Below are 13,375 nucleotides of genomic sequence, written 5' to 3' on the forward strand. Positions count from 1 at the left end.
TAACGACCCGCGCCGCGGGCTTGAGAGCAGAACACGATGCAAGATAACAGCGCCCTGTCGGTCCTCGTCATCGATCCCAATCCGGGCATGCGCGGCAGCCTCCAGAACATGCTGACGCTGGCAAATATCACCAAGGTCGACTTTGCCGTTAGTTCCGGCACCGCCATTCGGCAGCTGGGCAAGCGCTCGTACGACATCATTTTGTGTGAGTACGACCTGGGCAGCGGCCAGGACGGACAGGATGGCCAGCAATTGCTGGAAGACCTGCGCCACCACAAACTGATCGGCCTGACGACCATTTTTATCATGCTTACCTCCGAGGGCGTGTACAGCAAGGTGGTCAGCGCGGCCGAACTCACCCCCACTGACTACATCCTCAAACCCTTCACCGTCGACGTGCTCAGTCAGCGGATTTCGCGCGCCATCGAACGGCGCGCGGTGTTCTTGCCGACTTATCAACTCATTGGCCAGGGCAACCTGCGCGAAGCGATCAAATCCTGCATCAGCGCCGAGTCGGCCAATCCCCGCTACGCGGCCGATTTTGTGCGCTTGCGCGCTGAAATGCACAGCAATTTGGGCGAACTGGAAGAAGCCGCTGACCTGTACAGTTCCGTGCTGGCAGTGAAGCCGGTTGGTTGGGCCCAGCTGGGCCTGGCGCGCTCACTGTTTGGCCAGGGCCGTGTGGACGAGGCTGAACGGGTGCTGGGCGTGCTGATTGTCGACAATCCCAAGCTGATGGCCGCCTACGACTTGCTGGCGCGCTGCCGTGAAGTCAACGGCAACACGGCTGGCGCGCAAAAAGTGCTGGAGGACGCCGTCGGCATTTCCCCGCATGTGATCCGGCGTCTGCGCAAGCTGGGCGAAGTGGCGCTTGAGGCGGGCGACGTTGGCACGGCCGAAAAATCCTTCAAGCAGGTGGTGGCAAAGGCCAAGTATTCGGAGTTCCGCAATCCGGAAGACCACGTCAATCTGGTCAAGACGCTCATCAAAAAAGGCGATGCAGCCCAGGCCAGCGGCGTGATCCGGGACATGGAGAAATCCCTGCGCGGCAATTCGAACGTGGATGTGTGCCGCTCGATCTCGGTGGCCATGCTGCACGAGTCCGCTGGCAACAGCGCCGCGGCCCTGACCGAGCTCAATTCGGCAGTCGGGGCCGTGCGCACGGCGACGGGCTTGTCGGCAAATCTCAAAATCGGACTGGCAAAGACCTGCCTTGGCAACCAGCTGGACAAGGAAGCATCCGAAGTCATGCTGGCGGTGATGAATGACGTCAACAGCGGCGTATCAGTGCAGGAAGTGATCCAGGTATTTTCCCGCGCTGGCCGCCCCGACCTGGCCGAAGGCATGAGCGTACAGCTCAGGCAGCAGTCGAACGAACTGCTCAGCGTGGCTGCGGAAAAGACCAATATGGGCGACTTCCGGGGCGCGGTGCAGACACTGACCGAAGCGCGCCACAAGTCGCCAGGCAGCCTGCCAGTGATGATCGCCCTGGCGCAAGGCATTTTGCGCCAGCTCGACGAACTGGGCTGGGATCATCCGCTGGCCGAACAGTGTCATGCCCAGCTTGACGCCATCCGCAAGCTCGATCCAGGCCATCCCAAGCTCGAGGCGCTCGCCAACGAGTACATTGCCATGCAGCGCAAGTACGGTATTGCCGCCTGATTTCAGCGATAGCGCGCGAGGCATTCGCGCACCAGTTCGCCATGCTGGCAGCGGATTGCCGGCCCTGCCTTGCTTGCCGCGGCCATGATGGGCTTGCGCCATGCGGTGCTGGCGGTAATTGGCTGCGGACGGTTTTTTGCACGGGCTACCGTGCGCCCACCTGGCGCAGCCACGCGACGCCTGGGAACGCTGGTTTTTTGCACAGCGGGAATCGCACGGGCGGCTGGCGCAGGCGGCACCTCGGCCGGCACGGCGGGCTCGGCCACCATGACCATGGGCGGCACATCGGTGACGGGCGCGGCTGGCTGCGCGACTGCCACTGCGGGCGCAGCTGGCGCCGGCATGCTTGCAACCGTGGCGGGTGGCGCTGGTGTCTGCGAATCGCCCAGCCACAAGCCAAATGCCACCATCAATGCCGTGGCAAGCAAGGTACCGGACCAGGTGACGACTGGGTTGCTGAGCGGGCCAGGCGGCACAGGTTGGGCATCCGGTGCCAGCCAGGACGGCAAGTCATCCGTATGCTGGAGCACGGGCGGTTCGGCTTGCTCGGGCGCCACTTCCCGGTGTTGGAGGGTGTCGTTCATATCCACGATCTAACTCGGCAGTGAAGTCAGATCGCAGTGTAGCGATTTTTACAAAACCCCAGAGCACGAATGAGCTATTGCTCTACGTCTCCAAAGCCACCACCGCCCGGCGTTTCCACGACGAAAATATCACCCGCCTGCATCTGCGTCTTGCCGATGTGCGCCAGGTGGTCGACGCTGCCATCTTGCCGCTCCACGCGATTGATGCCGGTGGCGCCGGGCTGCCCGCCCTGCATGCCAAACGGCGCGTGCACACGGTTATTGGACAGGATGGCGGCCGTCATGGGTTCCAGGAAACGCACTTTGCGGATGCCGCCATTGCCACCGTGCCAGCGCCCCGCACCGCCGGAGCCGTGCCGAATGGCATAACTTTCCAGCCGTACAGGGAAGCGGAACTCCAGGATTTCCGGGTCGGTCAGGCGCGAATTGGTCATATTGGTTTGCACGACATCGGTGCCGTTGAAGCCCTCCCCGGCCCCGGATCCGCCTGAGATCGTTTCGTAGTACTGGTAGGTCGCATTACCGAACGTGAAGTTGTTCATCGTCCCTTGCGAGGCCGCCATGACGCCCAGCGCGCCATACAGGGCATTGGTGATGCAGGTCGATGTTTCCACATTGCCCGATACGACAGAAGCCGGGTAATGCGGGTTGAGCATCGAGCCAGTCGGGATGATCACCTCGAGCGGCTTGAGGCAGCCCGCGTTGAGCGGAATTTCATCGTCCACCAGTGTCCGGAACACATACAGTACGGCAGCCATGCAGACGGCCGATGGCGCATTGAAGTTGTTGGGCAGCTGGGCCGAAGTGCCGCTGAAATCGATTTGTGCACTGCGCTGCGCCTGATTGACGCGGATCGCGACCTGGATCCGGGCACCGTTATCCAGTTGGACGGTGTAAGCGCCATCCTTGAGTGCCGTGATCACGCGCCGCACCGCTTCTTCGGCATTGTCCTGCACGTGGCCCATGTAGGCCTGCACCACGGCCAGACCGAAGTGCGCGACCATTTTGTGCAGTTCTTCCACGCCCTTCTGGTTGGCGGCCACCTGGGCGCGCAAGTCCGCCATGTTCTGGTCCGGATTGCGGGCCGGGTAGCTGGCGCCGGCCAGCAAGGCGCGCGCTTCCTGATCGCGCAGCAGGCCATTGGCACCGTCCACCAGCTTGAAGTTATTGATCAACACCCCTTCCTGCTCGATCGAGACCGAATCGGGTGGCATCGAACCGGGCGTGGTGCCGCCGATATCGGCGTGGTGGCCGCGCGATCCGACGTAGAACAGGATCGTCTGGCCCGCCGCATCGAATACAGGCGAGATGACCGTCACGTCAGGCAGATGGGTGCCGCCGTGGTATGGATCGTTGAGCATGAACACGTCGCCCGGGCGCATCTGCCCCTCGTTGGCCGTCATCACGGTCTTGATGCTCTCGCCCATGGAGCCCAGGTGAACTGGCATGTGGGGTGCATTGGCGATCAGATTGCCGGCCGCGTCAAAGATGGCGCAGCTGAAGTCGAGCCGTTCCTTGATGTTGACCGAATACGCAGTGTTCTGCAGGCGCAGGCCCATTTGCTCGGCAATCGACATGAACAGATTATTGAATATCTCCAGCATGACCGGATCGGCGCTGGTGCCCATGGCGCGGCGCTCCGGCATCGCCTGCACGCGCTCGAGCACCAGATGGTTGTGCGGCGTAACGCGCGCCTGCCAGCCCGGTTCCACGATGGTGGTGGCATTGTCTTCGGCGATGATGGCCGGGCCGTCGATGCTGTCGCCGATGCGAATGCCGGCGCGCTGGAACAAGCTTGTTTTGCGCCAGGCGCCGCCTGCGTACATGTTCACCGTATCGAAAGCGGCCAGGCCGCCACTGCGCGGCGCCTCCTGCGCCAGCGTTTCGGCCGGCGCATCGGAGACGCCAATGGCCTCGACCGAAATCGCCTCGACGACCAGCGCCTTGGTCGGCATCAGGAACGAGAAGCGCTTTTTGTACGCCGCCTCGAACTGCGCCTGCATCTGCGCCGCATCGGCAAACAGCACGATGATGGCCGAATCGGTCCCCTCGTATCGCAGGTGCACGCGCCGCACCAGCCGGATGCGCGCTGCAGCCACGCCTTGCGCTTCCAGCTCGCCGGTGACGGTCTGGCCCAGCGTGTCCAGGCGCGCGGCCAGGTCGGCCGGGGGCGCCGCGTCAAGGCGCAGTTCCACGGCTTGCTCGCGCATGGCGCTCTGGTCGGCCAGGCCCATGCCGTAAGCAGACATGACACCAGCCAGCGAATGCACGAACACCTTCTTCATGCCCAGGGCATCGGCCACCAGGCAGGCATGCTGGCCGCCGGCGCCACCGAAACTGGTCAGCACATATTCGGTCACGTCGTGGCCACGCTGCACCGAGATCTGCTTGATCGCATTGGCCATATTGCCAACGGCGATCTGGATAAAGCCTTCCGCCACCGCTTCCGGCGCCGGTGTGGTGCCGGTGGCGGCGCCGATCTCGCGCGCCATGGCCTCGAACTTGTCGCGCACCGCCTGCGGATCGAGCGCCTGGCTGGCATCCGGCCCGAACACCTTGGGGAAATGCGCGGGCTGAATTTTACCGACCATGACGTTACAGTCGGTCACGGCAAGGGGCCCGCCGCGACGGTAACTGGCTGGCCCCGGATTGGCCCCTGCACTGTCGGGACCGACGCGATAGCGGCTGCCGTCGAAGTGCAGGATCGAGCCGCCGCCGGCAGCCACCGTATGAATGCTCATCATTGGCGCGCGCATGCGCACACCGGCGACCTGGGTCTCGAACACGCGTTCGAATTCGCCCGAAAAATGCGAGACGTCGGTCGAGGTGCCGCCCATATCGAAGCCGATCACGCGCTCAAAGCCGGCCAGCTGGCTGGCCCGGACCATGCCGACGATGCCACCCGCGGGGCCGGACAGAATGCTGTCCTTGCCCTGGAAGGTATGGGCGTTGGTCAGGCCGCCGTTGGACTGCATGAACTGCAGGTTCACATCCGGTAGCTGTCCTGCCACCTGCTCCACATAGCGGCGCAGAATGGGAGACAGGTAGGCATCGACGACGGTGGTGTCGCCGCGCGCCACCAGCTTCATCATGGGGCTGACTTTGTGCGACACCGAGATTTGGGTAAACCCGATGGCGCGCGCAATGCGCTCGGTGGCCGCTTCGTGCGCGCTGTAGCGGTAGCCATGCATGTAGATGATGGCCAGCGAGCGCAAGCCACGCTGGTACAGCCCTTGCAGCGCGGCGGCGGTGGCTGCTTCGTCCAGCGCCGTGATGACATCGCCATGGGCGCCCACGCGTTCGTCGATTTCCACCACCTCGCTGTACAGCAGTTCGGGCAGCACGATGTGGCGGTCAAACAGGCGTGGCCGGTTCTGGTAGGCTATGCGCAGTGCGTCGTGAAAGCCGCGCGTGATCGCCAGTGCAGTCCGCTCGCCCTTGCGTTCCAGCAGTGCGTTGGTGGCCACCGTGGTGCCCATTTTCACTGCTTCAATGGTGCCCACTGGCACGGGATCACCTGGGGCAAGTCCCAGAAGGTGACGAATGCCGGCCACGGCCGCATCCTGGTATTGCTCTGGATTTTCCGACAGCAACTTATGTGTTTGCAGAGTGCCGTCAGGTTTGCGCGCCACGATGTCGGTAAAAGTGCCGCCCCGGTCGATCCAGAATTGCCAATCCATATGCATGCCTCAAGCTGGTAGGTGTGCGCTATTGTAGTGCCGCAGCTTCAAAATTTTATGTGGAAATAGTGACGATGACACCACTTTACAGCGTTGCCGAAATTCGCGGCATTGAACAAGCCGCCGCGGCCAGCCTCCCGGCTGGCAGCCTGATGCAGCGCGCCGGCCTGGCCGCCGCTGCCGCCGCGCTCGACATGGCGGGCAACGGCAGCGTGCTGCTGCTGGCAGGACCGGGCAATAATGGCGGTGACGCGCTGGAAACGGCCGCCAATCTGTCGCAGGCCGGGGTGGAAGTCGCTGTGCTGCATTTGCCTGGCGAGGGCACGATATCGGCCGAGACAGCGCATGCGTTGGCGCGGGCGCGGGCCAGCGCCGCCCGCTTCGTGGACGCCCTGCCCGCTCACGGTGAATGGGCGCTGGTGGTCGATGGCCTGTTCGGCATCGGCCTCGCACGGCCGCTGGCGGGCGCCGCGCGCGCGCTGGCACTGGCCATCAATGACTGGGATTGTCCAGTACTGGCGCTGGACGTGCCCAGCGGCCTGGATGCCGACAGTGGCGCCGTGATCGGTCCTGACGGCGTGGCCATCGAAGCCACCCGCACCATCACCTTCATTGGCGACAAGCCGGGCTTGCACACCTTTGCCGGGCGCGATGTGGCCGGCGACATTCTGGTGGCATCGCTCGGCATCGATACGGCGCTTGTGCCCGCGTCCAGCGCTCACCTGGGCAGTGCGCAGCCGTTTGCATCGCGGCTGACAGCGCGCCGCCACAACAGCCACAAAGGCAGCTTTGGCGACGTGGCCATTCTGGGCGGGGCTGCCGGCATGGCCGGTGCGCCCGTGCTGGCGGCCCGCAGCGCGCTGTTTGCCGGCGCCGGCCGCGTGTTCGTGGCGGCCATCGACCCCGGCGCCGCGTTCGACAGCGCCCATCCGGAGATCATGTTCCGCGCGGCCGCCGGCTTTGCAGGCACCGACAGCACGCTGGTGGCCGGCCCCGGCATGGGTGATTCGGCCGCGGCCATCCGGGTGCTGGTCAAGGCGCTCGACAGCATGGCGCCGCTGGTGCTCGACGCCGATGCACTCAATCTGGTGGCGGCCAGTCTGGATTTGCAGGGTCACCTCGCGCAGCGTCAAGCTGCCACCGTCCTCACGCCCCACCCGCTTGAGGCGGCGCGCCTGCTGGGCGTGACCACGGCCGTGATCCAGGGCGACCGCCTGGCCGCTGCGCGCGAAATGGCAGCGCGCTTTCAGGCGGTGGTGGTGCTCAAGGGTTCAGGCAGCGTGATTGCAGACCCCGACGGCGCCGCCGTGATCAATCCAACCGGGAACCCGGGCCTGGCCACCGGCGGCACCGGCGACGTGCTGGCAGGCCTGTGCGGTGCCTTGCTGGCGCAGGGCTGGACGGCGTGGGAAGCGGCGCTGGGCGCGGTATGGATGCACGGGGCGGCGGCGGACCTGCTGGTCGCGCAAGGCGTGGGTCCGGTCGGACTGACTGCCGGCGAACTGGCGCCGGCAATCCGCACCGTGTTCAATCAACTGATCAGACAATACGCCCGGCAGCGATCGTGATGGTGCGCCCGCAGCGGGCTGCAATGGAAGGGTCGTGCGTAACCAGCACCAGGGTCGAACCGCGCTCGCGATTGAGTTCAAACATGAGCTGAATAACAGCTTCACCGGTGGCGGCATCCAGACTGCCGGTCGGTTCGTCGGCAAACAGCAAGGGCGGCTCGGTCACGAAGGCCCGCGCCAGCGCCACACGCTGCTGCTCGCCGCCGGACAAATACTTGGGATAGTGTTTCAGGCGGCTGGACAAGCCGACCCGCTCCAGCATGGCGGCGGCCTTGTCTTTCGCTCCATCGTCTCCACGTAACTCCAGCGGCAGCATGACGTTTTCCAGCGCATTCAGGTGTGCCAGCAGCTGGAAGGACTGGAACACAAAGCCCAGCCTGGCCTTGCGCAGACTGGCGCGGCCATCTTCGTCGAGCGCAAAAATATCCTGGCCACCGAGGATGACTTTGCCGCTGGAGGGGCTGTCCAGCCCGGCCAGCAAACCCAGCAGGGTCGATTTGCCCGATCCCGAGGCGCCCACAATGGCAAGCGTCTCGGCAGCTTGCACTGTAAAATCGACGCTATGCAGGATGGTCAGCTCGCCGCTGGCGTCGGCCACCCGCTTCGACAAGTCGATGACCTCGATGGCGGGCGCCGACTTATTGCTATCGGAAACGTAACTTTTGGAAGCTTCAGGGATGTCACGCATGCAAATTAATCTCAAGAGTTGGGCGATTGGCGGCCTGTTCATGCTTGCCGTATCAGCGAGCGCCCATTCTGCACCAAAAACCGTGCTTGTGCTGGGCGATAGCCTGTCGGCCGAATACGGCCTGGCGCGCGGCAATGGCTGGGTCGCCCTGCTCGAGCAAAAACTCAAGCAGGAAAAAATCGACGCCAAGGTTGTCAATGCCAGCATCAGCGGCGAAACCACCAGCGGCGGGCGTGCGCGCCTGCCTGCCCTGCTGGGCCAGCACAAGCCTGACGTGGTGGTGATCGAGCTTGGGGCCAACGACGGCTTGCGGGGCCAGCCTGTCAGGGCGGCCGAAGCCAATCTGCGCGCCATGATCGAGCAATCGCAAAAGAACAGTGCGCGCGTGCTGCTGATCGGCATGCGCATGCCGCCCAATTATGGGCGCGACTACACCGAACGCTTCTTCGGTATGTACAAAAACCTGGCCGGTCAATACAAGTCGCCACTGGTGCCGTTCATGCTGGAGGGCGTGGCCGACAAGCCCAAGCTGTTCCAGGCAGACCGCCTGCACCCGAATGCCGAGGCCCACCCCATCATTCTGGCCAATATCTGGCCGCAGTTTGCCCCGATGGTCAAAGCCCGATGAAGTATCCGGAACTGCTGAACTTCAGCCATGTGCTGCCGCAGCTCGACCAGTTCGACTGCATCATCGATGCGCGCAGCGAGGCGGAGTACGCGCTTGATCATCTGCCCGGCGCCATCAACTGCCCGGTGCTCGATAACGCCGAGCGGATCCGCGTTGGGACCATGTACAAGCAGGACAGCGCGTTTGAAGCGAAGAAGGTGGGCGCGGCACTGGTAGCAAAAAACATCGCGCGGCACATCGAGACGCTGTGGCTGGACAAGCCGCGCGAATGGCGCCCGCTCGTGTATTGCTGGCGCGGCGGTAACCGCAGCGGGTCGATGGTGCATATCCTGGCGCGCATCGGCTGGCCCGTGGTGCAGCTTGACGGCGGCTACAAAGCCTATCGGGCTCACGTCAGTGAAACCCTGCTGGAAGCGCCGCAGGTGGAGTTCAAGGTGGTGTGCGGCACGACCGGCAGTGGCAAGAGCCGCCTGTTGGAGGTGTTGGCCTCGGTCGGCGCCCAGGTGCTCGATCTGGAGCAGTTGGCGGCCCACCGCGGATCGGTTCTGGGCAGTCTGCCCAGCTGCCCGCAGCCGTCGCAAAAAATGTTCGAGACAACGATCTGGGATGCCCTGCGCCGTTTCGATCCGGCGCGCCCGGTGTTTGTGGAGTCCGAGAGCAAAAAGGTGGGCCAGTTGCGCGTGCCCGATGCCTTGATGGACAAGATGCGGCGCTCGCCGTGCATCTCGCTGGCGCTGTCGCGTCCTGACCGGGTGCGGCTGCTGATGGAGGACTACCAGCACTTTACCGCCAGTCCGGACATACTCAACGCGCAGCTGGACTGTCTGGTCAAGCTGCACGGCCGCGAGAAGATCAATGCATGGCACGAGATGGCCAATGGCGGACGGATGCCGGAGCTGGTGGATCAGCTGCTGGTGGAGCATTACGACCCGGCCTATCTGCGTTCGATTGACCGCAATTTCGTGCGCTTTAACGAAGCGGAGCTCGTGGAGCTGGGCGATATCGGCAAGGATGATTTCCTGGCCGCGGCCACACACCTGAACCGCTGATACATCGCCCTCGCGAAGGCGGGGGCCTATAGCACCTTGCCGAATTCGGATAGGTGGCATAGGCCCCCGCCGCCGCGAGGGCGATGTGCGGTTTGTTTATTCCGCGCTGCCGATTACTTCGCCGCGGCCAAACACCTGAACCGCTACTACATCGCCCTCGCGAAGGCGGGGGCCTATAGCACCTTGCCGAATTCGGATAGGTGGCATAGGCCCCCGCCGCCGCGAGGGCGATGTGCGGTTTGTTTATTCCGCGCTGCCGATTACTTCGCCGCGGCCAGTCACCCGAACCGCTACTACATCGCCCTCGCGAAGGCGGGGGCCTATAGCACTTTGCCGAATTCGGATAGGTGGCATGGGCCCCCGCCGCCGCGAGGGCGATGTGCGGTTTTTTTATTCCGCGCTGCCGATTACTTCGCCGCGGCCAGTCACCCGAACCGCTACTACATCGCCCTCGCGAAGGCGGGGGCCCATAGCACCTTGCCGAATTCGGATAAGTGGCATAGGCCCCCGCCTTCGCGAGGGCGATGTGCGGTTTCGGGACGAAAAAAAACCGGTGCTCGCGAGAGTCACCGGTTTTTTATTCGACCGCTGCGGATTACTCCACCGCGTCAGCCGTCTTGGTCAACGGCTTGTCGCTGACTTTGGTCTTGGCCTTGGTCTTGAGCGCGTTCAGGTAAGCATACGACTCCTGCTGCGCCACCATGCCGTCAAACTGCTGACGTTCCATGCCACGGCGCGCCAGATCTGTCTCGGCAGGCTGGGTCACCTTGTTGATGCGGTACACGCCATAACCCACGCCTGGCAGGTTCACACCCACGTACGCCGGCAGTTTGGTCACGTCGGCCTTCATCAGATCATTCACCGCAGCAGATGCGACTTCCGGCTGCTTGTTACGGCTGATCGACTTGGTGGCACCAAAGCCTTCCGCATCGCCTGCGGCCTTGGCAGCAGCGATCTTCGCTTCGCCTGCTTTGCGGGCCAGCTTCTCGGCTTCCTCTTCGACGACAGTTTTACGGATCGCATCAGCCACTTCGGCCAGCGGACGCTTGGCGGCCGGCTTGTAGTCGACGACGCGGCCTGCAACCAGGGTCGCTGGTGCCACTTCAACGGCTTCGGTATTGCGCTTGTTTTTCAGTGCGTCATTCGAGAAGATCGCCTTCAGGAACTTGGCGCTGTACACCGGCGGCGAATCCGGACCGGCCTTGGTATCGCGCTTCAGGTTGTCAATCGTCTGGATCGGCAGTTTGAGCTTGTCAGCGACAGGCTTCAGGCTATCCGACTGCTCGTAGACGATGTTGGTGAACTGCTCGGCCAACTCCGAATACTTCTTCGACATCTGCGCCTTTTTCAGCTCGGCGACGATCTCGCCCTTGACTGCTTCAAATGGCTTGATGGCGGCCGGGTTGATCTTGGTGACCGTCACAATGTGATAGCCGAATTCCGACTGCACCAATTCAGCCTCGCCCTCTTTCAGCTTTGCTGCTGCCGCTTCGACTTCCGCGCTGGCCAGCGATGCTTCGCCGCCGACGGTGATCGAGCCGAGAGTGCCGCCCTGTTCCGCCGACGCAGGATCGTCCGACTTGGCTTTAGCGACTGCAGCGAAGCTCGCTGGCGCCTTGCGCACTTCAGCCAGCAGGGCTTCAGCTTTGGCCTTGTCGGCTGCTGCATCTTTTTTGGCGACCAGGATGTGGCTCACAGCGCGCGTTTCCTTGGCGGTGAACTTGTCCTTCGAGGCGTCGTACACCTTCTGCGCGTCAGCGTCGCTGATCGCGATCAGACCTTCCACCACGCCAGCGTTGAGCACCACGTACTCAACTTTCACCTGCTCGGGCGCCTGGAACAGCGTGGCGTTCTTGTCGTAGTAAGCCTTGACCATGTCATCGGTGACTTTGACCTGGTCGGCAAAATCGGCAGCCTTGAACAGCACTTCCTGCACTTCACGTTCCTGGGCACCCAGGTCGGACAGGCGTGTTGCCAGGCTGCGCGGCACAAATGCGGTGCCTGGCAGCGCCGAACCCAGCTGACGCTTGGTCAGCTCGGTGCGGATCTGGTGTTCATACTGCAGGGGCGACATGTTTTGTGCGCCCAGCAGTGCTTTGTACTTGTCCAGATCGAAGCTGCCGTCGGCCTTGCGGAACGACGGGACTTCGCTGATGTTCTTTTGAATGGAAGCGTCGCCAACGGTCATGTGGCTATTCTTGATTTCGGCGTCGATGGCGGCATTCTCGACCAGTTTGTCGAGGATGAAGCGCTTCGCTTCTGCGGATTCGAATTCTTTTTGATCGAAGCGTTCGCCCATCTGGGCACGTGCGTTATCGATATAGCGGCGTTGCGCTTCATCGAACTGCTGCTGGGTGATTTTTTGGCCACCGACGTTGGCTACTTCGTTGGCCGCACCACCACCGCTGCCATAGCTGCTAACACCGACCACCACGAACGACGGCACGATCAACAGTGCCAGCAGGATCTGCATCCATTTCTTGTGTGTACGAACAAAATCAAACATGGTTTGCCATTCGATAAAAAAACGCAGTTAAAACGCAAACGAAAAAAAAGGCGAACTCTCGTTCGCCCTTTTCTTCTAAGCTGGCGGAGCGGACGGGACTCGCCTGCACTTTGCAGGCCGCGGATTTCCTCGTAGGGAAATCCCTTCGAGTCCCAACCGTGTTTCCCGCAGGGGAAACACTCCTTACTACTCTAAGCTGGCGGAGCGGACGGGACTCGAACCCGCGACCCCCGACGTGACAGGCCGGTATTCTAACCAACTGAACTACCACTCCTGAATTTGGGTATTTTTTGGCGGAGCGGACGGGACTCGAACCCGCGACCCCCGACGTGACAGGCCGGTATTCTAACCAACTGAACTACCGCTCCTAAAAAATACGGGTACTGCATGTTTGGTGGTGGGCGCTGAGAGGCTCGAACTCCCGACCTAAGCCTTGTAAGGGCTCCGCTCTACCAACTGAGCTAAGCGCCCGAGTCTGTCACAACCTGGGCCTGCCAAACATTCTCCGGTGATTGTCACCTCACCGAAGGCAATTAGTTTACTGCATCTTTGAGCGCTTTGCCAGCTTTAAATTTGGGAACTTTCGCTGCTGCGATGTTGAGCACTTCCTTGGTGCGCGGATTGACGCCGGTACGGGCCGCGCGCTCGCCAACCGAGAAGGTGCCGAAGCCCACCAGGGTGACGGGTTCGTTGTTCTGCAAGCTGGTGGTGACGGCTTCGAGCACGGCGTCGAGGGCGCGCGTGGCGGAGGCTTTGGAGATGTCGGCCGACTTGGCGATAAATTCGATCAGATCTGTTTTGTTCATTGGGGCCTCGAGAATAGAAAGTGCAACCGCCTATTATAAGAGCTGACATCGTCCTCGCGAAGGCGGGGACCCATACCACATCGCCGAAGTTGTTCAGCGTGCTATGGGTCCCCGCCTTCGCAGATACTGTGTCAGCTAGAGTTTTGCAAGCGCTAGCTGCGGATCGAATCTGGTTCCGGACTTGATGACGCCGACCATCCAGTG

At 62.6% G+C, this 13,375-nt stretch carries 9 protein-coding genes and 3 tRNA genes; 4 read left to right on the forward strand and 8 right to left on the reverse strand.

The features are described from left to right. Nucleotides 1–36 precede the first annotated feature (36 nt). Nucleotides 37–1,662, forward strand: coding sequence for a response regulator (locus tag BUC24_RS09990; protein WP_073214485.1), 1,626 nt, complete (start codon nt 37–39; stop codon nt 1,660–1,662). Nucleotides 1,663–1,664: 2 nt separating this feature from the next. Here BUC24_RS09990 and BUC24_RS09995 read toward each other — a convergent pair whose 3' ends face one another. Then, on the reverse strand, nt 1,665–2,246 hold the full coding sequence (locus BUC24_RS09995) for a hypothetical protein (protein WP_073214487.1): 582 nt from the start codon (nt 2,244–2,246) through the stop codon (nt 1,665–1,667). Between the two features lie 74 nt (nt 2,247–2,320). Next, nucleotides 2,321–5,926, reverse strand: a complete 3,606-nt coding sequence (locus BUC24_RS10000) for a hydantoinase B/oxoprolinase family protein (RefSeq protein WP_073214490.1) — start codon at nt 5,924–5,926, stop codon at nt 2,321–2,323. 74 nt (nt 5,927–6,000) lie between these two features. Between BUC24_RS10000 and BUC24_RS10005 the strand changes: the two genes are divergently transcribed. After that, nucleotides 6,001–7,494: a bifunctional ADP-dependent NAD(P)H-hydrate dehydratase/NAD(P)H-hydrate epimerase gene (locus BUC24_RS10005; RefSeq protein WP_073214492.1), complete on the forward strand. Its 1,494-nt coding sequence runs from the start codon at nt 6,001–6,003 to the stop codon at nt 7,492–7,494. On the opposite strand, the gene BUC24_RS10010 is transcribed toward BUC24_RS10005, so the two are convergent. Next, a complete protein-coding gene (locus BUC24_RS10010; RefSeq protein ID WP_073214494.1) occupies nt 7,466–8,182 on the reverse strand; it encodes an ABC transporter ATP-binding protein in 717 nt (238 codons plus the stop codon). The genes BUC24_RS10005 and BUC24_RS10010 overlap by 29 nt on opposite strands. Between BUC24_RS10010 and BUC24_RS10015 the strand changes: the two genes are divergently transcribed. Both BUC24_RS10015 and mnmH read left to right on the forward strand, forming a co-directional pair. Then, nucleotides 8,181–8,810, forward strand: a complete 630-nt coding sequence (locus tag BUC24_RS10015) for an arylesterase (RefSeq protein ID WP_083598806.1) — start codon at nt 8,181–8,183, stop codon at nt 8,808–8,810. The genes BUC24_RS10010 and BUC24_RS10015 overlap by 2 nt on opposite strands. Then, the gene (mnmH, locus tag BUC24_RS10020; RefSeq protein ID WP_073214501.1) at nt 8,807–9,859 is read left to right on the forward strand and encodes a tRNA 2-selenouridine(34) synthase MnmH; all 1,053 of its coding nucleotides are present in this window, start codon (nt 8,807–8,809) and stop codon (nt 9,857–9,859) included. Before BUC24_RS10015 ends, mnmH begins: the two co-directional genes overlap by 4 nt. Nucleotides 9,860–10,454: 595 nt before the next feature. Here mnmH and BUC24_RS10025 read toward each other — a convergent pair. The 5 genes from BUC24_RS10025 to BUC24_RS10045 form a co-directional block, all read right to left on the reverse strand. Then, entirely contained in the window at nt 10,455–12,365 is a 1,911-nt protein-coding gene (locus tag BUC24_RS10025; RefSeq protein WP_073214505.1) for a SurA N-terminal domain-containing protein, read from the reverse strand. Nucleotides 12,366–12,562: 197 nt separating this feature from the next. Beyond that, a tRNA-Asp gene (locus tag BUC24_RS10030) sits at nt 12,563–12,639 on the reverse strand. Between the two features lie 17 nt (nt 12,640–12,656). Beyond that, nucleotides 12,657–12,733, reverse strand: a tRNA-Asp gene (locus BUC24_RS10035). A 27-nt stretch (nt 12,734–12,760) separates the two neighbouring features. Continuing rightward, nucleotides 12,761–12,836 (reverse strand) — tRNA-Val (locus BUC24_RS10040). Nucleotides 12,837–12,898: 62 nt separating this feature from the next. Further along, nucleotides 12,899–13,171, reverse strand: a complete 273-nt coding sequence (locus tag BUC24_RS10045) for an HU family DNA-binding protein (RefSeq protein WP_073214508.1) — start codon at nt 13,169–13,171, stop codon at nt 12,899–12,901. Nucleotides 13,172–13,375 lie beyond the last annotated feature (204 nt).

This window comes from Massilia sp. CF038, from assembly GCF_900129765.1.
Taxonomy (GTDB): Bacteria; Pseudomonadota; Gammaproteobacteria; order Burkholderiales; family Burkholderiaceae_D; genus Telluria_A.